17 protein-coding genes, 2 tRNA genes and 2 rRNA genes are annotated in these 24,180 nt (G+C 42.0%); 15 read left to right on the top strand and 6 right to left on the bottom strand.

All coding sequences use genetic code 11. The features are described from left to right. The first annotated feature begins 311 nt into the window (after positions 1-311). The 8 genes from cfa to ACJMKR_RS10620 all read left to right on the top strand — a co-directional run bounded on the left by cfa (position 312) and on the right by ACJMKR_RS10620 (position 8,137). Complete coding sequence (cfa, locus tag ACJMKR_RS10655; protein ID WP_423063029.1) at positions 312-1,445, top strand: cyclopropane fatty acyl phospholipid synthase; 1,134 nt, start codon at positions 312-314, stop codon at positions 1,443-1,445. Continuing rightward, a complete protein-coding gene (locus ACJMKR_RS10650; protein ID WP_423063028.1) occupies positions 1,423-2,796 on the top strand; it encodes an FAD-binding oxidoreductase in 1,374 nt (457 codons plus the stop codon). The genes cfa and ACJMKR_RS10650 overlap by 23 nt, the downstream gene beginning before the upstream one ends. Positions 2,797-3,202: 406 nt before the next feature. Then, the gene (locus ACJMKR_RS10645; RefSeq protein ID WP_423063027.1) at positions 3,203-3,907 is read left to right on the top strand and encodes a TonB-dependent receptor domain-containing protein; all 705 of its coding nucleotides are present in this window, start codon (positions 3,203-3,205) and stop codon (positions 3,905-3,907) included. Positions 3,908-3,939: 32 nt separating this feature from the next. Further along, entirely contained in the window at positions 3,940-4,470 is a 531-nt protein-coding gene (locus tag ACJMKR_RS10640; protein ID WP_423063026.1) for a hypothetical protein, read from the top strand. A gap of 311 nt (positions 4,471-4,781) precedes the next feature. Then, complete coding sequence (locus ACJMKR_RS10635) at positions 4,782-5,495, top strand: protein kinase domain-containing protein (RefSeq protein WP_423063025.1); 714 nt, start codon at positions 4,782-4,784, stop codon at positions 5,493-5,495. A gap of 292 nt (positions 5,496-5,787) precedes the next feature. Next, the gene (locus ACJMKR_RS10630; protein WP_423063024.1) at positions 5,788-6,909 is read left to right on the top strand and encodes a S1C family serine protease; all 1,122 of its coding nucleotides are present in this window, start codon (positions 5,788-5,790) and stop codon (positions 6,907-6,909) included. Positions 6,910-6,929: 20 nt separating this feature from the next. Continuing rightward, a complete protein-coding gene (locus ACJMKR_RS10625; protein ID WP_423063023.1) occupies positions 6,930-7,346 on the top strand; it encodes an NUDIX hydrolase in 417 nt (138 codons plus the stop codon). 95 nt (positions 7,347-7,441) lie between these two features. Beyond that, the gene (locus ACJMKR_RS10620; protein WP_423063022.1) at positions 7,442-8,137 is read left to right on the top strand and encodes a DUF4396 domain-containing protein; all 696 of its coding nucleotides are present in this window, start codon (positions 7,442-7,444) and stop codon (positions 8,135-8,137) included. Between the two features lie 175 nt (positions 8,138-8,312). Here ACJMKR_RS10620 and ACJMKR_RS10615 read toward each other — a convergent pair whose 3' ends face one another. Further along, on the bottom strand, positions 8,313-8,549 hold the full coding sequence (locus ACJMKR_RS10615) for a hypothetical protein (RefSeq protein ID WP_423063021.1): 237 nt from the start codon (positions 8,547-8,549) through the stop codon (positions 8,313-8,315). 44 nt (positions 8,550-8,593) lie between these two features. Next, the gene (locus ACJMKR_RS10610; protein ID WP_423063020.1) at positions 8,594-10,015 is read right to left on the bottom strand and encodes a glycine betaine ABC transporter substrate-binding protein; all 1,422 of its coding nucleotides are present in this window, start codon (positions 10,013-10,015) and stop codon (positions 8,594-8,596) included. A 190-nt stretch (positions 10,016-10,205) separates the two neighbouring features. Here ACJMKR_RS10610 and ACJMKR_RS10605 point away from each other — a divergent pair, with 190 nt between their 5' ends. After that, positions 10,206-11,099 (top strand): IS982 family transposase, encoded by an 894-nt coding sequence (locus tag ACJMKR_RS10605; RefSeq protein WP_423063019.1) that lies wholly within the window; start codon positions 10,206-10,208, stop codon positions 11,097-11,099. 68 nt (positions 11,100-11,167) lie between these two features. Here the strand turns inward: ACJMKR_RS10605 and ACJMKR_RS10600 are convergent, their stop codons facing one another. Beyond that, positions 11,168-11,923 carry an ABC transporter ATP-binding protein gene (locus tag ACJMKR_RS10600; RefSeq protein ID WP_423063018.1) on the bottom strand — a complete coding sequence of 252 codons (756 nt, stop codon included), beginning with the start codon at positions 11,921-11,923 and terminating at the stop codon, positions 11,168-11,170. 191 nt (positions 11,924-12,114) lie between these two features. Here ACJMKR_RS10600 and ACJMKR_RS10595 point away from each other — a divergent pair, with 191 nt between their 5' ends. Continuing rightward, positions 12,115-13,032, top strand: a complete 918-nt coding sequence (locus ACJMKR_RS10595; RefSeq protein WP_423063017.1) for an N-acetylmuramoyl-L-alanine amidase-like domain-containing protein — start codon at positions 12,115-12,117, stop codon at positions 13,030-13,032. Here the strand turns inward: ACJMKR_RS10595 and ACJMKR_RS10590 are convergent. Further along, positions 13,011-14,144 (bottom strand): anhydro-N-acetylmuramic acid kinase, encoded by a 1,134-nt coding sequence (locus tag ACJMKR_RS10590; RefSeq protein WP_423063016.1) that lies wholly within the window; start codon positions 14,142-14,144, stop codon positions 13,011-13,013. The genes ACJMKR_RS10595 and ACJMKR_RS10590 overlap by 22 nt on opposite strands. A gap of 3 nt (positions 14,145-14,147) precedes the next feature. After that, positions 14,148-15,455, bottom strand: coding sequence for a peptidoglycan DD-metalloendopeptidase family protein (locus ACJMKR_RS10585; RefSeq protein ID WP_423063015.1), 1,308 nt, complete (start codon positions 15,453-15,455; stop codon positions 14,148-14,150). 106 nt (positions 15,456-15,561) lie between these two features. Between ACJMKR_RS10585 and tyrS the strand changes: the two genes are divergently transcribed. Then, positions 15,562-16,761 carry a tyrosine--tRNA ligase gene (gene tyrS / locus ACJMKR_RS10580; protein ID WP_423063014.1) on the top strand — a complete coding sequence of 400 codons (1,200 nt, stop codon included), beginning with the start codon at positions 15,562-15,564 and terminating at the stop codon, positions 16,759-16,761. An 84-nt stretch (positions 16,762-16,845) separates the two neighbouring features. Here the strand turns inward: tyrS and ACJMKR_RS10575 are convergent, their stop codons facing one another. Continuing rightward, a complete protein-coding gene (locus ACJMKR_RS10575) occupies positions 16,846-17,739 on the bottom strand; it encodes an IS982 family transposase (protein ID WP_423062298.1) in 894 nt (297 codons plus the stop codon). 499 nt (positions 17,740-18,238) lie between these two features. Here ACJMKR_RS10575 and ACJMKR_RS10570 point away from each other — a divergent pair. The 4 genes from ACJMKR_RS10570 to ACJMKR_RS10555 all read left to right on the top strand — a co-directional run bounded on the left by ACJMKR_RS10570 (position 18,239) and on the right by ACJMKR_RS10555 (position 24,127). Beyond that, positions 18,239-19,779, top strand: a 16S ribosomal RNA gene (locus ACJMKR_RS10570). 94 nt (positions 19,780-19,873) lie between these two features. Further along, positions 19,874-19,950: transfer RNA gene (locus ACJMKR_RS10565), tRNA-Ile, on the top strand. Positions 19,951-20,192: 242 nt separating this feature from the next. After that, positions 20,193-20,268: transfer RNA gene (locus ACJMKR_RS10560), tRNA-Ala, on the top strand. Between the two features lie 228 nt (positions 20,269-20,496). Beyond that, positions 20,497-24,127: ribosomal RNA gene (locus tag ACJMKR_RS10555) — 23S ribosomal RNA — on the top strand. Together the 16S and 23S rRNA genes with 2 tRNA genes alongside form the textbook arrangement of a ribosomal RNA operon. Positions 24,128-24,180: the final 53 nt, after the last annotated feature.

Genomic DNA, 24,180 nt, shown 5'->3' with positions numbered 1-24,180 from the left:
ACACGATGTTAAATTGATATCACGATTTAATTTTAGCGCTGATTTTATAAATGTATTAGCAATTTATCAAAATTAATCTCTGCTTAAGTTTTTTATTGAGAATAGTAAAAGGGCTGGGCAGATGTGATCGGGGCGGAATGAGAATAAAGGACAGTGCAAAAATCGTCCAAAAAAATAACAATATAGAGGCTGTGCGCTTTCATGGGGAATAGTGACGATTTCGGATTACGCTTCTTCCTGCATCTTGATATATAATAGACCCTCTTTTGCAGAGGACATGTTAATCAGTAAACTAAGGAAGAGAGATCCATATGTCAGATTATCGAGCAATGATTGAAAGGATGCTTTCTGGAGCGCAGGTTCGCATCAATGGCGATCAGCCGTGGGATATTCAAATTCATAACCCCGAGGCTTATCGACGGATCATGCATGAACCATCCGTTGGAGCTGGCGAGAGTTATATGGATGCGTGGTGGGATTGTGATCGATTGGATGAGTTATTTTTTCGAATCACGCGGCATCTCGATCCTAAGAATATATATAAAGCATCAACGTTGATTGGTGTCTTGATCAAACATTTTTTCTCAAATCAACAGTCCAAGTTGCGCTCATTAAGGGTAGCCAAGCAACATTATGATTTGGGTAATGATTTGTATCAGCCGATGTTGGGTGAAACCATGGCCTATACGTGTGGCTATTGGCGCGATGCTGCGACTTTGGATGAAGCCCAAAATGCGAAGTACGATTTGGTGTGTCAAAAATTAGAACTACAACGCGGTGAGCGAGTTTTGGAATTAGGATGTGGTTGGGGCGGTTTTGCGAGATTTGCAGCAGAGAATTATGGCGTTTCTGTCACCGCCGTAAATATTTCGCAAGAACAAATGAAATATGCTAAAGAAAAATCAAAAGGGCTTCCCATCGAATATGTGATTACCGATTATCGTAATGTTGAAGCCTATAATCCTAAAGGCATTAAATTTGATAAGGTAGCAAGCATTGGCATGTGTGAGCATGTGGGGCATCGCAGCTATAAGCGCTTTATCAAAATTGCACACAACAATTTAAAAGAATCCGGATTATTTTTAATGCACACGATTGGAAAGAATCGCACAATGCATTTTGCAGACCCTTGGATTCGTAAATATATTTTTCCACAAGGAATGTTGCCGAGCATCAAACAGATTGCTGGTGCGTGCGAAAATTTATTTGTGGTGGAAGATTTACATAATTTTGGCGCTGATTACGATAAAACACTTATGGCATGGTTTGATAATTTTAATCAACATTGGCCTCAGCTAAAAGATAAATACGGGGAGCGTTTTTATCGTATGTGGAAATATTATTTGTTGTCATGTGCGGGTGGCTTTCGTTCGAGAAGCATTCAATTATGGCAGTTTGTATTATCACCGAAGGGAAAGATGAATGGTTATCGCAGCATTCGATAGGCAACAAGCGTATCAACAAAAGAAGGAACGGTTGTCAGCGCAAATTAAGCAAAAGACACAGCATTCCGGCGAAAATATTACGCTTCGCAAGAAAACGTCTAATTTATTTCGTCATCGGCGCAGTCGTTCAAATCGCATCGATGTTCGTGCATTTAATCAAGTGATTTCGGTGGATGGTGACAATCTGATCGCCGAAGTTGAGGGCATGACCACCTATGAAGCCTTGGTGGCTGAAACATTAAAGTATGGTTGCATGCCAACGGTTGTGCCTGAGTTGAAGTCAATTACGATTGGTGGTGCGCTGTCAGGACTTGGCATTGAGTCTTCTTGTTTTCGCTATGGTTTAGTTCACGAAACGATTATTCAGTACGACATTTTATTGCCGGATGGGCGAGTTGTGGATTGTCGTCCTGATAACGAGTACAGCGATTTATATTATAGTATTCCCAATTCGTATGGCACGTTGGGTTATGCGTTAAAAGTCACAGTAAAATTAGTGCCTGTAAAAAAATACTTGAGGCTAAATTTTCATCATTTCGAAAATCCTCATGATTTTTTTGTCTGCACAAAAGAAATATGTTTAGAAAATCGATTAAATGGAAGTGTTTCCTTTGTGGACGGTGTTATTTTTCAGCGTGACCATCAAGTCTTGGTTGTAGGGGAAATGGTAGATGAGGTGCCAAAAGCCAATAATTACAAATTCATGAAGATTTATTACAAAGCAGTGGAATCAAAAGAGCAAGATTATTTAACTATTGAGGATTATATTTGGCGTTGGGATCCGGATTGGTTTTGGTGTTCGCGCGTTTTTTACATGCAAAATCCAATCATGCGTTTTCTATTGGGTAAGTGGGCGCTGAGATCAACCGTTTATTCCAAAATAATGCGCTTTGCAAAACGTAACAGGGTTATTCAATGGCTCGCAAAAAAATATGAGCCATCTAAAGAATCGGTCATTCAAGATGTCGTTATCCCCATTGAAAACGCACCGGATTATTTAGAATTTTTTCACGATAATATTGGTATTAAGCCCGTTTGGATTTGCCCGACGTATAGGATCGATGGAAACGCTGACTATCGTTTATTTACAATGCGTGCGAATCAACTGTACGTGAATTTTGGTTTTTGGGATATGATTCCAAGCAACAAGGCACCAGGTTATTACAATCGACTGATTGAAAAGAAGGTAGTCGCGCTTGGGGGAAACAAATCCTTGTATTCGAATGCCTACTACACACCTGAAGAATTTTGGACCATTTACGACAAACCCCATTATGAGTCACTTAAAAAAAAATATGATCCGGAAAATTACTTAAACTCCCTTTACAATAAATGCGTAGAAAAATCATAGAAATATGGCGCATTTCGAAAAGATTACCTATGAATCCTCGCTAATTTTAATATTTTCTTAATGTGGAATTGACATGATCTCCCTGTGCATAAATAAAACAGGATATGAGGCCTGTATTTGTTTCGCATTAAGGACGCTTCTAGAAATCTATTCTAACAACGAAATAGTATTTCAAATGTTGCATAGGAATTGGGGTTACTGTTTTGCGTGGGCAAGTACAGTGAAATGCTTAGCGGCTGGCAATAGCGATTCCTGTAAAGTAACCCCAATCATTGCATGTGAGTGATTGGAATCCATAAAGTGTTTTATGTTTTTTAAGAACGATTTCTAGAGGCGCCCTTATTATTTTAAATATCACAGAATCAACACGGATTGATTGTTTCTGCTTAAATTAATGAGGTAATCTGTGTATAGAAAGAAATTCCATTTAATAGCAGGTGTCATCGTACTCGTTTCTTCATGTTACGCATCGGCTTCGCCAGAAGGGGCTTATGTATTCATTGGTGGCGGTGGTGCTTATTTGCCAAAATCTAACTTGAGCAATGTTACGATTACAAGAACTCTGCTTGATCCCTTTACTGCGAATTACGCAATTAACTACCAACTCAAGAATAGTTTTGATTACACTGGGCGTCTCGCGTTTGGTTATTTTTTTAATCATGACTATACAAAGAATCATGCATTTGGTTTAGAGGCAGGTTTTAATTATTTTGGTCCGATTAAGAATTCGATCAACAGTCAGTTAGTTGTTGCACCAATCAATAAGAGTTTTCCGGTCAGTTCGTCTATTAACACAACCACTTGGTCGACTGATTTAGCAGGTGTTTACAGTCATGACATAGTGAACTGGCGGACGTCTTTTCTAGTCAAGCTAGGGTTGGGCTATGAGCACATGAGACAAAAAATAACGAATACTGTTGTTGGTTTGCCAGGAGCACTGCCGGCTAGTGTTGTTAACAAGAATACGGGTCTTGGTGTCGTAGGAGGCGTTGGGCTTCAATATAATATTACTCACTCTGTTGCAATGCGTATCGAGTTTGATGGCCTGAAGGGCGAGAGAAATGTGGGATATGCGCAAAGCTTAGTGGGTCTTACCTGGTCCTTTAGTTAATTAACTTAATTTTTAAGAGGATAAAAATAAATATGAACATCAAAAATTTGGTTATATATGGTTTACCCTTACTTGCTTTTTCTTCACTGGGGTTTGCAGACTCAGTTGTGGTAGTGCCTGTTCGTTTTTCAGTGAAAAATGTAAATTTGAAAAAACCACTTAAGGTCACATTTACAGTCAAGAAAAATGCTGGTAATTTCGAGATATACAATAGTGGTAGTAAAACATATATCGCTCCGCCGTATGGACAGGTAGGCCCCGCTTACTCCTTCTATTTAGTAGGCTCTGGGAAGTCCTTGAATGGTGAAATATCTGTTGAATATAAAGCTAGCACTGCTGGTAGCTCTAATGTCATATTTGACAAAAAATATAATTTAGCAATAAATAAATCATATCGTACTCAGCCGACTATTACGTATATCAATGATTTTGTTAAGATTAAATTGCTTCATAATATTGATTTTTGTCGATTTTCTACACAAGATCCTAAAAGATCTCCTGTAAAATATCCTACCGCTAACGTTCGCTGTGGCAGTGTTCCTGCTTATCCTAATCAAGGATAAATGAAGCTTCTCTGGGTGTCGATTCCCCAGGGACGGGGAAATTTTTGATAAACCTAGGTGCATACTTAAAAAGCAATGCTTTCAGCAGCAGGCTGGTATACCTCGCAGCCTGCTCCTGTTTGTACTACACATCTTTCGGTTGCTTGCCAATATGAGAAGGGTTCCATCTGAGCCAGTTCATGCAGAATTTGTGCCCTGGAGTAGACTCCTAGCCCCTGATATTAAAGGGTCTAGAGCGACCTCTTTTCTTTTGGTACTCAAAAAGCTATCTTAACCGTTCGCAGAATTTGTTCGTTAGCGGGGTGCTCTAGGTGTCTACGTTGTATGATTTGAAAGCGGGTAAGGTGTTGGGCCGTCATTACCGGGTGATTGACTTCCTTGGCAACGGTTGGGAAGGTGAGGTTTATAAAGTAGAGGAGCGTCGAACCGGTATCATCCGGGCTGCCAAATTGTTTTACCGTCGTAAAGCCAATGGTGACAGCCCGCATATCCATTACGCCAAAAAACTCAATAAATTACGAAAGTGCCCGATCGTGATTCAATATCATTTTCATGATGTGCTTTACATTGAACAAAAGAAGGTGGATTTTCTAGTCTCCGACTTTGTGGATGGTGAGGTTTTATCGAGTTATATTGCACGCCAAAGAAATAAACGGTTGCTGCCGTTTGAGGCATTGCATTTGTTATATGCGTTGGCGCAAGGGGTAGAGCAAATTCATTTTTTAGGTGAATATCACGGAGACATTCACTCAGATAATATTATGATTAAGAAAAAAGGATTAGGTTTTGAAGTGCATTTAATTGATTTGTTACATCTTGGCAAGCCAACCAAAGATAGAATTCAGCAGGACGTTTACGATCTGATTAATATTTTTTACGAAATGATTGGTGGGTCAGTGGGCTATAAACGTTGTGGCGATAATATTAAGCATTTTGTTTTGGGACGAAGGCATAGTCTAATTAAAAAGCATTTTAATGTTGCGGGGCATTTAAGGCTGTATCTTGAAAATTTGCAGTGGGATTAATGAGTGAAAGCTCAGCTCAGATTCGCACAATCGCAGTGTTTTTGTGATCGATAAAATCATGTTGTGATTATCCACTATCATCATAAATATATTTTATAGTAATCTCTGAAGTATTCGATTGAGGGCGGGATACTTAAAGGTATAGCGCCTTTAGCTAATTGCACGGGCATCTATCGTCATTGAATCAACTGTCAAAATTATAGGCTATATTTTATGTATACAAACGGAGTCTATGATTGTTATGAAGCGCTTTCTATCGTTTATCCTTGTTGCACTGGTATGTCTTACGCTTATGCCAATGATGAGCGAGGCATTAACTGCCGAACAGGTTTATCAAAAAGTTGAAAATTCTATTTTCACATTGTACAGCTTGGATTTTAATACAAAGCGAGTGATAGCGAGAGGAAGTGCTGTTGCGATCGATAAAAGTGTTTTGGCGACCAATTGCCACGTTGCTTTGTCCGGTGATTATTTGGTTGTGAAATTGCACGATGAACAAAAACCTAGAGTTGCCAGACTTTTCTATAAAAACGAGAAACAGGATCTCTGTTTATTAGAAATCCCCGGTGCGAATTTCACGCCTGTAAAAATACGTGCTTCTGCAAATGTGAAAATTGGTGAAGATGTTTATGCGGTTGGTAATCCGAAAGGAACTGAGAGATCTTTATCAAAAGGGATTATTTCCAATAAACATCCAGTGAAAGATGGCGTGTGGTTACAAACCGATGCAGCACTTTATTTTGGATCGAGTGGCGGCGGATTATTTGATAACAATGGCAGATTAATTGGAATTACGACCAAAATGGGAGGTAATTTTGGGTTTGCTATTCCAACCGAATGGATCTCGGAAGTCATATCGCCAGAAGAGCCTAGGGCAAAAGCGACTTCGGATAAAGCATCCGGCGTTTATTCGGAAGCTGTGAAGGGCCTATCTTATTTAGGCAGTTATGGTCAAGATAGCGTCAAACTGTATCGCTATAATCGGGAATGTTTTTTGTTAATTCCCGGCACTGATACTAACGGTAAAAAGGTGAGTTTAGTTCTGTGGAATCCAAAATATGCGACCACGTTAGTGATCTTTCCGTCGTCAGACACCGCCGAAGAAGCGGTGAGTGTGCTTTATCAAGCAATACTCGAACAAACAAAGACACAACAAATCAATTACAAATCGGATAGCAAAATCTATATTGCAGGGCAGGCCTATCCTTTGTTTGGATCCAAAACAGATAGCAAAAAATATGCGTTTCTGATATCACAATTTAGTCAGAGTCCTCGCACTGTATTTTTAAACTCGAATTCGTTTAAAATAGTGTTTGAAGATGACGACCCTGTGATCGGCAATGAAACTGTTGTGTATCACCTAAAAGGTATTGCCGAAGGGTTGTCAGCATATAATGCGAAATGTGGCCTATAACAAGTTCAAGGATTTTTTCAATGAATCAGACAACTTCTGATAATGTTTATTCGTATCGCTATCCTGTTTCCATAAAGGGCGTCGTCATTGTCGATGATCAAGTACCTTTGCTGAAAAATGATCGTGATGAGTGGGAATTGCCAGGCGGTAAATTGGATCTCGATGAGCAACCCGAAGAATGTGTTGTGCGGGAAATCAAAGAAGAGCTCAATATTGATGTCTCTAACCCGAAAATCATTGATTCATGGCTTTACCATATCAATTCAGAAACTCATGTTGTTATTGTTACTTATGGCTGCACTATACAAAAATCTGCTGATTGGAAAATTAGTGCTGAGCATAAGCAATTCATGCTGTGTAATTTATCTGAAATCGAAGATATGCATATGCCCGATGGCTATAAAAAATCGATCGTATCGTGGGCAAGAATGCTATGATTTACGGTATTTTGTATTTGTGGTACGTTTTAGTTTTAGGGTCACTTATTTTTCTTATCTACGATTTAGTAACCAATACTCCCGCTACATGGGTAATGAAGTTAGCATGGGTGCTCGTGATTTTTTATACCGGACCTTTTGGATTATTCATTTATTTTTTGTCGTGTCGACAGCCACTGCCTGGTACGCACGACGCGTTTATTAAACCACACTGGAAGCAAACGGTCGGTTCTATTTTGCACTGCTTGTCCGGTGATGTGACGGGTATTGTCATTGGCGCCATTATCATTTCATTTTTTGTTGTGTCAAATGGTATCGATTTAATCGTCGAGTATGTTGCTGGGTTTGCGTGCGGCTTGTTAATTTTTCAGTCGATTTTCATGTTGCCTATGTTGGGTGGCAATTATTTTAATGCAGTGCGTAAAACATTTTTTGCTGAGTTTGTGTCGATGAACACTTTAATGGTCGGAATGTTTCCAACTATGCTCGTTTTAAAATATTTTTTACCTCTTGGTCGTGAGCCATCATCCATCGTATTTTGGGGCGTGATGTCGGCGGCAAGCATTATTGGTTCTTTAACTGCGTATCCGATTAATTCGTGGATGGTGCGTCGCGGCATTAAGCATGGGATGATTTCGGCTGGAGCTACACACGATATGGGGTCGATGGAGGGGATGGATCACGTTAAGTCTGTTTCATTGTCGAAGCAGTTTGTCATTGGTGTGAGTACATTTTTGTTGATGGCTTTAGCGATTTATATTACTTCATTGTTTGTGCCAGTGAAGTTTTAAAAGCATTTTAATGGGTATTTCAATTACGCCAAAGAGTAGGGTGTGGTGGGAAAAGAATTTCAATTGTTTACGTATGGTACTTACGCTCGCAAAACAGTAACCTTAATCCCTATGCCACAATTGAAATTCTTTTGTTTAGCCATGACCCTGTCATCCTTAGCACAACTGAAATCTTTTAACGTGACTGACCATGACGTTCAGGGCATTTATCCGTGCTTTCACACTTCGCTTTTTCGATTAACTCATTTAAATTTGTGGGAAAACGAATGTTATAATCAGTCAGGCGTAAGATTTCACAGTTTACATCAAGCTCTTTATAAATTTTGCAGACTTTATTAACAAGCGCTTCTGTGTTTGATACAGCGGGTGAATATTTTAAGGTACAGTTGAGAATTAAGGCGTTTAGCTGCATATTATCCTCCTTGATAGAACTCATTGATCATAGATTATTTATAATTATTTTATAAAGCCCTTTTGTATCAAAAAATCGTGTGCCACTCGTGCCGGCGATAATTTTTTGACATCTACTAAATAATTCAAATGTTGCATGGTTTTTTGATTAATGAGCCCCGTCATGGGCGCTAACGCACTGGCAACTTCTGGATGCGCTTTGAGAGTTGCGTCACGAATGACGGGTGCGGCAGCGTAAGGAGGATAAAAATGTTTATTGTCTTTCAGAGGGAATAAATGGTAGGCCACTATTCGACCATCGGTCGTGAATACTTCGATCACCTGGACATCATTATTTTTGATAGCTTGATACATTAGATTCGGCTCCAGGAGCAGGATTTTTTTAAAGTTAAACCCATATGCTTTTTTGAGACCCGGAAATCCATCGGGGCGTTTTAAAAACTCTGCGGGGGCGGCAATTGTTAGTTGCAGAGAGATTTGAGCTAGCTGAGTTAAGTTAGTTAAACCTCGTCGTGTTGCAAAATCTTGCCTAACCGCTAGGGTTTCGGAATTACTGAATCCAAAGGGTTTTAACCAGATGAGATTATAGCGCTTCTGATATTGTTGCTTTACAATTTGATAAGTTTTTGCAGCGCCCAATAATTTTTTATATTTTAAAACGGTAAGGTAAGCGGTGCCGGTATATTCGGGGTATAAATCAACATTACCTTTCAACAATGCGGCTTGTAAAATGGCCGTTGCTCCCACGTTCAATTTCAATTTTACATTTAAATTCGTTTTTGCTGTGATTAAATCGGCCATCATATCACTGAGGATATATTGCTCCGTGAAATTTTTTGAACCGATAATGATGGTATCTTTTCTGTGATTAAATAACGGAGCAATGGCAAATCGTGCTGCTAGGTAAAGAATAATTAAGATAATGACGATAATAATGGTGAGGCGCGTTTTTTTAAATTTTAAGGCTTGGCGCTGTCGATGGGATAATGAGGTTTCGATATTGGCAATAATAAAATCGAGGGCGAGAGCCAATAGCGCTGCAGGAATGGCGCCTAATAAAATTAGCCCGCTATTGTCGAGAGACAGACCTTGTGTGATAAAAACACCTAAACCACCGGCTCCAATAAATGCAGCAATGGTGGTGATGCCGACGGTCATCGCCGTTGCTGTGCGAATGCCTGCAACAATAACGGGCATCGCAAGTGGAATTTCCACCATGGCCATTCGTTGCCAACGCGTAAAGCCTAAACCTCGAGCAGCCTCGATACTTTCAGGAGGCACAGCGTTTAGACCGGTAAATGTATTTCGTACGATCGGTAACAAGGCATAAACGGTTAGGGTGACAATAGTGGGTTTTATACCGATACCTAAAAACGGGACGAGAAAGGCAAGCAGCGCTAAACTTGGAATGGTTTGGAAAATACTTGTGATACCTAAGATCGGGCTTCTTAATTTTGGATGGCTCATAATCCAAATGCCGAGTGGTACGCCGATGAGAATAGCAATCACAGTTGCTGATAGCGCTAAATAAATATGTATTAATAACCTGAGTTCTGTATAAGAAAAGGAATAAGTGAATGAAATAATTGAAAAAAAGACCGGAACCGCTAAAATTTAGCTCCAAAATTACAGCTAAATAATGTAACAGGAGTTAATCATGTTGGCACCGGTCACGGAGATTTTTTGTGATATGGATGATTTTTGCAAGGATTATTTGAAAGGTCAATCAAAGTATTTCCTACCGAACCCAGACAGAAAACGAGATCGAGCGATGCAAATGAGCTTGTCTGAAATTGGCACCATCATTGTGTTGTTTCAAATGAGTCACTATCGCACATTTAAGGATTTTTATTGTGGATGTGTTTTACAAGACATGAAGAAGTATTTTCCTACGGCGCTGAGTTACACACGTTTTGTCGCCTGCCAATCAGCAGCGCTAATGATGCTCGCCGCCTATTTGCTTTCGAGAAAGGGCAAACACACGGGATTGTATTATATTGACTCAACTACACTACGCGTATGCCACAATAAACGAATTTATCGAAACAAGGTTTTCAAAGGCATTGCTAAACGCAGTAAAAGCACAATGGGCTGGGTTTACGGCTTTAAACTACATATTGTGATTAATCATCAAGGGGAATTAATCCGTTTTTGTTTAACGAAAGGGAACGTGGATGATCGCGCTGTTGTTAGAAAATTAATGGCTAATTTAAAGGGGTTGGGCGCTGGCGATAAAGGGTATCTTGGAAAAGATCTTGCGGACGATTTGGCAAAACACGATTTAAAATTTGTGACAAAAGTCCGTAAAAATATGAAGAACAAAATGCTTTCTGCATTTGAAAAGTTTTTCCTAAAACAACGTGGCATCGTAGAAACGATTATCGATCAGTTGAAAAACTTGTATCATGTTGAGCATTCGCGTCATCGTAGTCCGATTAATTTTTTAGTCAATACCCTTGCAGCGCTAATTGCCTATTCTTGGCGACCAAACAAACCAGGAATAAAAACCAACAATATAAAGAATAATTTATACGCAGTTATCCAGAACTGAGGTTATTAATAAATTGATACCAAGAGGATCAAGGTTATTAAGTAAAAATGTGTACCAGGATTCTTGCATTAGATGTTGTCTTCGAACTCTTCTAGTTGTTGCACGGGTTTTGCGACTAATTCACGCACAAAATTACTCGCTGGATTATTAATAAGCTCATCTTTTGTCGCTATTTGCTCTAAGCGTCCCTTATGCATCACAGCAATGCGATCAGCAATACGAAACGCTTCAAGAATGTCGTGTGTCACAAAAATAATGGTTTTATGCAGTTTCTGATTCAAGCGTTTCATTTCTTCTTGTAATGAATCACGTGTAATCGCATCCAAAGCGCCGAATGGTTCATCCATTAACAAATATTTAGGATCCGCTGCGAGCGCACGTGCTACGCCGACCCGCTGCTGTTGACCACCGGATAGTTCATCGGGATAGCGATCAGCAAATTCGTTCGGATGGAGGTTAACCATTTCTAGTAATTCATCGGCACGTCTGTTGCGTTCAACTTTAGAGCGGCCCATTAGTTTTAGGACAATACTAACATTCTTTCGTACGGTCATGTGGGGGAATAAACCGATGCGTTGGAACACGTAACCGATAGCACGCCGCAGATCCACTAATTCATAGTCTTTTATTCGCTTGCCATCGACTTCAATGCTGCCCTCGGAAGGTTCAATGAGGCGGTTTATCATTTTTAATACGGTAGTTTTACCGCTGCCAGATGAGCCTAGCACTACAAGTGTTTCGCCATCCTCGACAGTGAAAGAGACTTTGTCGACTGCAACGGTATTGTGATTGTAACGTTTGGTGACGTGATCCAGTTTGATCATGAGATAAAACATCCTTGATAAAAAATTCAAAAAAATGACTGATCGGAATTATAACGTATTTGGACATTGAGGGCATCTTTCAAAATCTATTTTTAGCTGTGCAGATAGAATTTCAGTTACGGCAGGATGCCCTTAATTGCACAATGGATTTTTCTAGTTTGTGATTTTTCGATAAGTTGGCGTATAATTCAATGATGAATCTACAAATACAGGTAATTGATCGCTATTCGGTATCAGCCTATGATGCAGCTATTGCTAGGATTTATCAAAATAAGGATTTACAGCTATGTAAAAACGTAAGTGAGCGTCTTGTTTTTTTTAGCGAGCAGTTCTTAGGCAAACCTTATTTGCAGGGCGCATTAGGCGAGGGGGTTAATGCTTGTTTTGATCAAAGTCCCCTATATCGCACCAATGCATTTGATTGTGTCACGTTTATTAACACGGTATTAGCACTTGCGATATCTAATAATTTATCAGAATTTCGGGACAATCTTTTGCGGATTAATTATTACGATGCGGAACCAAAATATCATAAACGTTTTCATTTTATGAGTGTCGATTGGAATTTGCAGAATGCAAAACATAAATTGGTGAATGATATAACGACAGACATTTGTGATCCTTCTGATGCGCACATTTATGAAGTCGCGGTGGCTCAAATAGACCGACCAAATTGGATGAGGCATCGTTCATTCTCTGATGTGAAGTTGCTGGAGAGCATTTCTGAAGAAGTAGCAGGAAAATTATTAAATAAGCTGCACGCCCTTTCATCTCATTTAAGAAGTGAGAAAAGCGAATTACCGTATTTGCCATTCACGCGACTTTTTAATGATAAAGAGCCGAATCAAGCAATTTTCGCAGAAATTCCACATGGGTCGGTTATTGAAATCGTACGGCCCAATTGGCACTTGCGTGAAAAAATTGGTACAAACATGAATGTGTCTCACGTGGGATTTGCATTGCGATTAAATAATGATTTAATTTTTAGACAAGCATCATTGCAAGAAAAGCGCGTGGTCGATATGCCATTAGTTGATTATTTGCGAAATGTTTGTTTTCCAATATCTACGATTAAAGGCATTAATGTTCAGAAAGTGTTAGCCGGATAAATCGCGCCCAAGATGGTTGGCTGTTTTGCGCCCGTGACACTTGGTAAATTGCCAGGTAGTCCTTTTAGCGTTTGTTGTGCTAACCAGGCAAAACACATGGCCTCAACCCAATCGGGGTGTACGCCAATTTCTTCAGTGGTGGTGATGCGGTGCTTTTCGCATAATTCATTTAAGCGCGTCATTAGCTTTTGGTTGTGTGTTCCACCGCCGCAGATCCAAATACTACCAGGCGCTGTCTCGATTGAGTGGATGGCATTGGCGATACTTCTTGCGGTTAATTCTAGTAAAGTCGCTTGTATATCTATGGGTGAAGGGCGTGATGCTAGTCCATATAATTGTTGCTGCAACCAGTGTAAATTAAAGTATTCGCGCCCAGTGCTTTTGGGTGGTGCTACTTGAAAGTATGCATCGCTTAATAAAACAGTTAGTAGTTCTGGATTAATTTGTCCGCTTGAGGCCCATTGCCCGGCATCGTCATATGATTTGCCAAGATGAGTAGAGCACCATACATCCGATAATGTATTTCCAGGTCCAGTATCAAAACCTAACACAGGTGTTTTTTTATCGGCTGCAAGATAGGTGAGGTTTGCGATACCACCAATATTGAGTACCCAACGGTTTTCATTCGGATTTCGTAGTATGAAATTATGAAAAGCTGGTGCTAATGGCGCTGCTTGTCCACCAAGGGCCATGTCACGACGACGAAAATCAGCCACGGTCGTAATGCCGGTCATTGCAGCGATGATGTTAGGGTCACCAATTTGCAGTGTAAAAGGATAATTTGTGTTGGGTGCATGCCGAATCGTTTGTCCGTGACTGCCGATTGCGCGAATTTCCTTGGCATCAACGTTCGCTTTTTTGAGTAATTGTAAGCAACTGTGCGCGAACAGTCGGCCTAACTCAATATCTGCGCGGCCCATGCGATTAATCGCATTTTGTCCGGGTTTGCATAATTTAATGAGCGCTTGTTTTAATGGTGTAGAAATGGGCTCTGAATACGTTGTGATTAATTTAAATGGAGATTTTTTGTCTGAGCTAAAATCAATTAATACCGCATCAACAGCGTCCATGCTGGTGCCGGATAAAAGACCGATGTAAAGTTCTTTAGCCATAAATTAAAAACTAGACTTCGCGGCAGGTGATTTTGTATTGTTAGCAGCCAACTCAGTATCTTGATACAGTTGTAATTCAGCCATCATGCGTTTGGACGCTGCGGCAAAGCGAGTTAAATAACTTTGCGGAATGGATGCGCCTGTTGGCATTTTTATGGCGAGCCAATCTTTAGCAACACCATTTATAAAAAAGCCAAAATGTAAATGAGGCCCTGTTGCCCAGCCGGTTTCGCCGACATAACCGATGACTTCACCTTTATGCACGTAATGATGCAGTTTCATATTTTTTGCAAATCGTCGCATGTGGCCATACAGCGCTTTGTAATGACGCCCATATTGGATTTTAATAGCATTGCCGTATCCTGCATCCCGCCCAATAAAAACAATTCTACCGTCTCCAATGGATTTAATGGGTGTTCCGGCGTTTGCTGCAAAATCCACTCCGAGATGAGAGTGGATTTTGTGAATGACAGGATCCATGCGACGATAACTAAAGCGACTGCTAATGTGGTCATAATGTAGTGGTGCACGTAAGAATCGTGGTTCAACACCGTGGCCATTGGGTGTGTAATAACCTGAGTGGTTGGTCGGATAAGTATATCGCAATGCTTTGTACGTTTTTCCACGATTCGTAAATTCAGCCACGATGATATTGCCGTTACGAATTTTTTTACCATCGACATAATATTCTTGATACAAAATAGAAAAACTATCGCCCACCCGTATGTCGCGCGCGAAGTTAATTGAGCCTCCAAAAATCGTTTCGAGTTGCTTCACGAGCTTGCGCGTTAAACCGGCTCGCTTTGCTGCATGAATCAATGAATGATGGATGACAGCGCTCTTGAACGATAATGTTACGGTTTCAGGTTTTTGATTAACTTTGCTAACAAATCGATCGCCTTCACGTGTTAGCTGCAAAGATTTAATGGAATCCAGTGGATATTTCAGGCCTTGTAACTGATGTTCAGCATCGGTTTGCAAATAAAGTATCTCGCCCGGATGCAGGATAGCTAGTTTTTTATGGTCTTTAACCGCCAGGAGCAGATCAGATTGTTTGATTTTCAGACGATCAAAAATAGTAGCCAAGTTGTCATTTTTTTGAACAATCACCTTATGCCAAGTGCTAGTGGATTTTTTCGTCACTTGTTTTTGATGGATTGAAGCTGCTTTTTTAGGGATTGAGAGGGAAGCGTTGGCGGGAGTTTTTAATTTATTGGCTCTATGCTGAAGCAGAATAGTCAGCGTTACAATAAGTAGGCCCATACAGATGACGATCAGTGTTGTAATCTTCCACCCAAGTTTCCCAGTCATGCTCTGTGTTCCATATTTTTTGTTGGACTAGTTCCAATTGATAATCATACCACGTAAGATTACGATTCTGGAGATATTGTACAATTTTTTTATGTGAGATCGATCATTGAGTCAGTTAAGCAAGGTGTTTGATGAGATCAAGCGCGGAACATCAGAAATTATCTCAGAAGAAGAATTGGCCGAGCGCATGTCGGGCAAAGATCCATTGCGAATTAAGCTTGGTTTTGATCCGACTGCTCCAGATATTCATTTGGGTCACACGGTCATTTTAAATAAACTGCGGCAATTTCAAAATCTTGGTCATCAGGTTCTATTTTTAATTGGTGATTTTACTGCGATGATTGGTGATCCCAGTGGTAAGAGTGCAACGCGTAAGCCATTGACGCGGGAAGATGTGCTGGCAAATGCTAAAACGTATGAAACACAAGCATTTAAGATTTTAGATCCCGAGCGCACGCAAGTAATGTTTAATTCGGCGTGGATGAATAAACTCAATGCAGAAGATTTGATTCGTTTGGCAGCCACGCACACGGTAGCGCGCATGATTGAGCGCGATGATTTTCACAAACGATTTACATCGAATCGTCCGATTGCAATACACGAGTTTTTATACCCATTGTTGCAAGGTTACGATTCGGTTGAGATGAAAGCTGATGTTGAATTAGGCGGGACCGATCAAAAATTCAATTTACTGGTTGGCCGTGAATTACAGCGCCATTTTGGGCAGCGACCCCAATGTATTTTAACCATGCCATTGTTAGAGGGTCTTGATGGCGTGCAGAAAATGTCGAAGTCGCTGAATAATTACATCGGGATTACTGAGCCGCCTGAAGAAATGTTCGGAAAAATCATGTCGATATCCGATGATTTGATGTGGCGTTATTATGAGTTATTAAGCTTTCGACCAATGTATGAAATTAACATCATGCATGAAGAGGTAGAAAAAGGGAAAAATCCGCGCGATGTGAAAATTTTATTGGGCGAAGAACTAGTAGGACGTTTTCATGGTGAAAAAGCCGCAAAAGCCGCCCATCAACATTTTATCGATCGATTTAAGCACCACGAATTACCAACGGATCTCGAAGAAATTTCGGTAAAAGCGGATGATAATGAAATGGCTATAGGATACGTCTTACAGCATGCTGGTTTAGTGAGTAGTACTTCTGAGGCATTACGGATGATTAGGCAGGGGGCGGTGCGCATAGATGGTGAGCGCATCGAAGATACCAAGCTTTCTATTCCAACGGGTGAGAGCCATTTATATCAAGTTGGTAAACGCCGCTTTGCTAAAGTGAAAATCACATAGCTATATGAAGATATTTAATGAATCGCCTATTCCTCACCTCGGGTTGGCGAGCAAACATATTCTTCAGGGTATGCTATACTAACCTCAGTTCTGGATAACTGCGTATAAATTATTCTTTATATTGTTGGTTTTTATTCCTGGTTTGTTTGGTCGCCAAGAATAGGCAATTAGCGCTGCAAGGGTATTGACTAAAAAATTAATCGGACTACGATGACGCGAATGCTCAACATGATACAAGTTTTTCAACTGATCGATAATCGTTTCTACGATGCCACGTTGTTTTAGGAAAAACTTTTCAAATGCAGAAAGCATTTTGTTCTTCATATTTTTACGGACTTTTGTCACAAATTTTAAATCGTGTTTTGCCAAATCGTCCGCAAGATCTTTTCCAAGATACCCTTTATCGCCAGCGCCCAACCCCTTTAAATTAGCCATTAATTTTCTAACAACAGCGCGATCATCCACGTTCCCTTTCGTTAAACAAAAACGGATTAATTCCCCTTGATGATTAATCACAATATGTAGTTTAAAGCCGTAAACCCAGCCCATTGTGCTTTTACTGCGTTTAGCAATGCCTTTGAAAACCTTGTTTCGATAAATTCGTTTATTGTGGCATACGCGTAGTGTAGTTGAGTCAATATAATACAATCCCGTGTGTTTGCCCTTTCTCGAAAGCAAATAGGCGGCGAGCATCATTAGCGCTGCTGATTGGCAGGCGACAAAACGTGTGTAACTCAGCGCCGTAGGAAAATACTTCTTCATGTCTTGTAAAACACATCCACAATAAAAATCCTTAAATGTGCGATAGTGACTCATTTGAAACAACACAATGATGGTGCCAATTTCAGACAAGCTCATTTGCATCGCTCGATCTCGTTTTCTGTCTGGGTTCGGTAGCAAATACTTTGATTGACCTTTCAAATAATCCTTGCAAAAATCATCCATATCACAAAAAATCTCCGTGACCGGTGCCAACATGATTAACTCCTGTTACATTATTTAGCTGTAATTTTGGAGCTAAATTTTAGCGGTTCCGGTCTTTTTTTCAATTATTTCATTCACTTATTCCTTTTCTTATACAGAACTCAGGTTATAATAACAACTGGAACTATTTTCAGACGGACCTATTGTCATTTACCACTTTCTGATGGTACTATTCTCCGCCCAAACGATGAGGCGGTAGAAGCTCTCTTTGGGCAAGGAAAGTAGTAACTGTGTCACAATTTGATCAGTTACAAAAAAGGTCTATTTGATGTCAGATAGTGATTGACAAAGCGCGATAGACGCGTAGAATAGCCCAATCTTCCTGATTGGAATAACGCTCTTTAAAAATTTGAAGCAATGTGAAGGCAGTTTGTGTGGGTACTGTGTTGATATCTAAATCACTCATTTAGTTATTCGATACAGAATTCGCAGCAAACTGTGCGTTTTGTGTCGAGCCCTTTTTTTGCCTAGTTTACTAGGCACTTCGATTCTATAATTGAAGAGTTTGATCCTGGCTCAGATTGAACGCTAGCGGCATGCTTAACACATGCAAGTCGAGCGGAAACGATGGAAGCTTGCTTCCAGGCGTCAAGCGGCGGACGGGTGAGTAACGCGTAGGAATCTACCTTATAGTGGGGGATAACCCGGGGAAACTCGGGCTAATACCGCATAATCTCTTCGGAGCAAAGCGGGGGATCTTCGGACCTCGCGCTAAAAGATGAGCCTGCGTTGGATTAGCTTGTTGGTGGGGTAAAGGCCTACCAAGGCGACGATCCATAGCTGGTCTGAGAGGACGATCAGCCACACTGGGACTGAGACACGGCCCAGACTCCTACGGGAGGCAGCAGTGGGGAATATTGGACAATGGGGGAAACCCTGATCCAGCAATGCCGCGTGTGTGAAGAAGGCCTTCGGGTTGTAAAGCACTTTCAGTGGGGAAGAAATTCTTAAGATTAATACTCTTAAGCGTTGACGTTACCCACAGAAGAAGCACTGGCTAACTCTGTGCCAGCAGCCGCGGTAATACAGAGAGTGCAAGCGTTAATCGGAATTACTGGGCGTAAAGCGCGCGTAGGTGGATATTTAAGTCGGATGTGAAAGCCCTGGGCTTAACCTGGGAATTGCACCCGATACTGGATATCTAGAGTATGGTAGAGGATAGTGGAATTTCCGGTGTAGCGGTGAAATGCGTAGATATCGGAAAGAACACCAGTGGCGAAGGCGGCTATCTGGACCAATACTGACACTGAGGTGCGAAAGCGTGGGGAGCAAACAGGATTAGAGACCCTGGTAGTCCACGCCGTCAACGATGAGAACTAGCTGTTGGGAGGTTTACCTCTTAGTAGCGAAGCCAACGCGTTAAGTTCTCCGCCTGGGGAGTACGGTCGCAAGATTAAAACTCAAAGGAATTGACGGGGGCCCGCACAAGCGGTGGAGCATGTGGTTTAATTCGATGCAACGCGAAGAACCTTACCTACCCTTGACATCCTCAGAACTTGTCAGAAATGACTTGGTGCCTTCGGGAACTGAGTGACAGGTGCTGCATGGCTGTCGTCAGCTCGTGTCGTGAGATGTTGGGTTAAGTCCCGTAACGAGCGCAACCCTCGTCCTTAGTTGCCAGCGAGTAATGTCGGGAACTCTAAGGAGACTGCCGGTGATAAACCGGAGGAAGGCGGGGATGATGTCAAGTCATCATGGCCCTTACGGGTAGGGCTACACACGTGCTACAATGGGCAGTACAAAGGGTTGCCAAGCCGCGAGGTGGAGCTAATCCCAAAAAGCTGCTCTTAGTCCGGATAGGAGTCTGCAACTCGACTCCTTGAAGTTGGAATCGCTAGTAATCGCGAATCAGAATGTCGCGGTGAATACGTTCCCGGGCCTTGTACACACCGCCCGTCACACCATGGGAGTAAGTTGTACCAGAAGCGGGTAGGCTAACCTTCGGGGGGGCCGCTCACCACGGTATGATTTATGACTGGGGTGAAGTCGTAACAAGGTAGCCGTAGGGGAACCTGCGGCTGGATCACCTCCTTACTTTTTAGTGATTAAGGTACTACATTAGTACTCACTCAAATTGCCTTCTTAGTTTTGAATGTAGGATGCAGGCCCAGAGCCTGTGGTCGAGCCTGGGTCTGTAGCTCAGTTGGTTAGAGCGCACCCCTGATAAGGGTGAGGTCGGTGGTTCAAGTCCCCCCAGACCCACCAAATTTTGCGCTGCTCTGTGTTAAAAACCTCCTTGTTTATTGGTAATAAACCTCGTTGGTTTTTTGCCTTGATCAGCACAAAATTCAACCTTGAAAAAAGGGTTGCGTGAATTAAAAATGCTTACGAAGTAATTTTTTCGTTAGGCGAGGCATGCGAACGATGAAGGAGGGAGCGTACATAAGTACGTGACCGACTGAAGAGAGAGCATAACGAAGCATAAAGGAAAAAGGACCAGTAGGGGGGGGGCCATAGCTCAGCTGGGAGAGCGTCTGCTTTGCAAGCAGAGGGTCGGCGGTTCGATCCCGCCTGGCTCCACCAATTTCAGATGAAAGAAAGCTGTTGATTGAAAAATAGTCACTAGTTTTCTGTCTTCTGGACAGAACATTGCTCTTTAACAATTTGGTGAAATGTAAAGGCGCTGTAAACCGAGTGCAAACTTGGTTTACTGTTTATATTGGGTATATTGTATTCTTACAATAATAACCAGCGTTTATTTTTATCGTTATATTTAATTGGCATGCAATCCTGAATTTTTTAGGGTTGTATGATCAAGTGAATAAGCGCATACGGTGGATGCCTTGGCAGTAAGAGGCGATGAAGGACGTAGTAGCCTGCGATAAGCTTCGGGGAGCTGGCAAACAAGCAATGATCCGGAGATTTCCGAATGGGGAAACCTAGCCCTTCGGGGCTATCATATACTGAATCCATAGGTATATGAGGCGAACCTGGGGAACTGAAACATCTAAGTACCCAGAGGAAAAGAAATCAACCGAGATTCTGTTAGTAGCGGCGAGCGAAAGCAGAACAGCCCAGTTACATAATCTTTATTTGTTCTAGCAAAATGCTCTGGAAAGTGCAGTCATAGAGGGTGATAACCCCGTATGCGAAAGGGCGAATAAAGTGGTAACGATGAGTAAGTCGGGACACGTGTTATCTTGACTGAAGATGGGGGGCCCATCCTCCAAGGCTAAATACTACTTACTGACCGATAGTGAACTAGTACCGTGAGGGAAAGGCGAAAAGAACCCCGGTGAGGGGAGTGAAATAGAACCTGAAACCGTATGCGTACAAGCAGTGGAAGCCTATCTTCGGATGGGTGACTGCGTACCTTTTGTATAATGGGTCAGCGACTTACTTGCTGTAGCAAGCTTAACCGTTTAGGGGAGGCGTAGGGAAACCGAGTCAGAAATGGCGTTTAGTTGCAGTGAGTAGACCCGAAACCGAGCGATCTATCCATGGCCAGGGTGAAGGTCAGGTAACACTGACTGGAGGCCCGAACCCACTAATGTTGAAAAATTAGGGGATGAGTTGTGGATCGGAGTGAAAGGCTAATCAAGCTCGGAGATAGCTGGTTCTCCTCGAAAGCTATTTAGGTAGCGCCTCGTGTATGACTCTTGGAGGTAGAGCACTGTTTCGGCTAGGGAGCCATCCCGGCTTACCAAACCGATGCAAACTCCGAATACCAAGAAGTTTTAGCACGGGAGACACACGGCGGGTGATAAGGTCCGTCGTGAAAAGGGAAACAGCCCAGACCGCCAGCTAAGGTCCCAAAATTACAGTTAAGTGGGAAACGATGTGGGAAGGCTCAGACAGCTAGGAGGTTGGCTTAGAAGCAGCCATCCTTTAAAGAAAGCGTAATAGCTCACTAGTCGAGTCGTCCTGCGCGGAAGATTCAACGGGGCTCAAACTGTATACCGAAGCTGCGGGGTTCTTCGGAACCGGTAGAGGAGCGTTCTGTACGCCTGCGAAGGTGAATCGAAAGGTTTGCTGGAGGTATCAGAAGTGCGAATGCTGACATAAGTAACGATAATGTGGGTGAAAAACCTACACGCCGAAAGTCCAAGGTTTCCTGCGCAACGTTAATCGGCGCAGGGTGAGTCGGCCCCTAAGGCGAGGCAGAAATGCGTAGTCGATGGGAAACAGGTCAATATTCCTGTACTTCACAATATTGCGATGGGATGACGGAGAAGGCTAGATCAGCCACCTGATGGTTGGTGGTTTAAGTGAGTAGGAAGAGTTCTTTGGCAAATCCGGGAACTTAATTCTGAGACACGATGACGAAATGCGACTTGTCGTATGAAGTGATTGATGCCACGCTTCCAGGAAAAGTCTCTAAGCTTCAGATATTGTGGAACCGTACCCCAAACCGACACAGGTGGACGAGTAGAGAATACTTAGGCGCTTGAGAGAACTTGGGTGAAGGAACTAGGCAAAATAGCACCGTAACTTCGGGAGAAGGTGCGCCCTTTGTAAGTGAAGGTCCTGCGACTGGAGCTGAAGAGGGTTGCAATTACCAGGTGGCTGCGACTGTTTACTAAAAACACAGCACTCTGCAAACTCGTAAGAGGACGTATAGGGTGTGACGCCTGCCCGGTGCCAGAAGGTTAAGTGATGGGGTGCAAGCTCCGGATCGAAGCCCCGGTAAACGGCGGCCGTAACTATAACGGTCCTAAGGTTAATAGCTAGCCTTAGTAAAACCAAACTATATGCGGGAAACTTCTCAAAAACTCTTTAGTACTCACCACAACTTATGTATTGTGGCAGTAAAAATCTAAGAGACAAGGGGACAATCCGCAGGAAAGGCTGATAAATCATCATTAAGGAGATGATTGTGCAACTCAATTTAAAGTAAGCCATGAAGTAAGAAAGAAGCATTAATGGTAAGTTTTATTACTAATAGTGAGATGTATTTAGACCTAAACTAAATATCAGAATCCTCAGAGACTACATGTTTGGAGTTTGCATATGAAACTAGAAGCACAATGGATCGTTGGTTTTGTTGATGGTGAAGGTTGTTTCCATGTTGCAATAAATAAGCATCATGAAATGACTACAGGTTTTCAAGTATTACCTGAATTTACTGTTGTACAACACAAACGAGACATTAAAGTACTTCATGCTCTAAAAGGTTATTTTGGTTGTGGTGTGGTTAGATCTAACCATGCTGATCGAATGGCTTATCGAGTAAGAAGTTTAAAGCATCTGCAAGAGATCATTATTCCTTTCTTTGAAAAACATCTGTTAAAAACACAGAAAGGCATTGAGTTTAAAAAATTTCGTAAAATTTTAAGAATGATGGAAATGAATATTCATTTGACATCATCAGGAGTTGACGAAATTAGAAAAATAAAGACTCAAATGAATAACCTTGCGAAGCAAATTAAGATATAGTCCGGCTCTTTTGGAAACAGAAGAGAGTTAACCGAGCGAAATTCCTTGTCGGGTAAGTTCCGACCTGCACGAATGGCGTAACGATGGCCACGCTGTCTCCACCCAAGACTCAGTGAAATTGAAATCGCTGTGAAGATGCAGTGTACCCGCGGCTAGACGGAAAGACCCCGTGAACCTTTACTATAGCTTTACACTGGACTTTGAATATGTCTGTGTAGGATAGGTGGGAGGCTTTGAAGCTAGAGCGCTAGCTCTAGTGGAGCCAACCTTGAAATACCACCCTGACATGTTTGAGGCTCTAACCTAGTCCCGTTATCCGGGATGGGGACAGTGTATGGTGGGTAGTTTGACTGGGGCGGTCTCCTCCAAAAGAGTAACAGAGGAGTGCAAAGGTACCTTCAGCACGGTCGGAAATCGTGCATTGAGTGCAAAGGCATAAAGGTGCTTAACTGCGAGACTGACGAGTCGAGCAGGTACGAAAGTAGGCCTTAGTGATCCGGTGGTTCTTAATGGTAGGGCCATCGCTCAACGAATAAAAGGTACTCCGGGGATAACAGGCTGATACCACCCAAGAGTTCATATCGACGGTGGTGTTTGGCACCTCGATGTCGGCTCATCACATCCTGGGGCTGTAGCCGGTCCCAAGGGTATGGCTGTTCGCCATTTAAAGTGGTACGTGAGCTGGGTTTAGAACGTCGTGAGACAGTTCGGTCCCTATCTGCCGTGGGCGCTGGAGATTTGAGAGGATCTGCTCCTAGTACGAGAGGACCGGAGTGGACGTACCTCTGGTGTTCCGGTTGTCATGCCAATGGCACTGCCGGGTAGCTAAGTACGGACGGGATAACCGCTGAAAGCATCTAAGCGGGAAGCCCCCCTCAAGATAAGATCTCCCGGACTTTTAAAGTCCCTAAAGATTCGTTGAAGACGACAACGTTGATAGGCAGGGTGTGGAAGCATAGTAATGTGTGAAGCTAACCTGTACTAATTAATCGTGCGACTTGATCATACAACCCTACAGGGTTTTTGATTGTGCGATAAAATAAACGTTATTGCGACGAA

Origin of the sequence: Candidiatus Paracoxiella cheracis, from assembly GCF_049348705.1 — a bacterium.
In the GTDB taxonomy this organism is placed as follows: domain Bacteria; phylum Pseudomonadota; class Gammaproteobacteria; order Coxiellales; family Coxiellaceae; genus Paracoxiella; species Paracoxiella cheracis.
The sequence above is the reverse complement of the archived record's forward strand: the minus strand, read 5'-3'. Positions and strand labels throughout refer to the sequence as shown.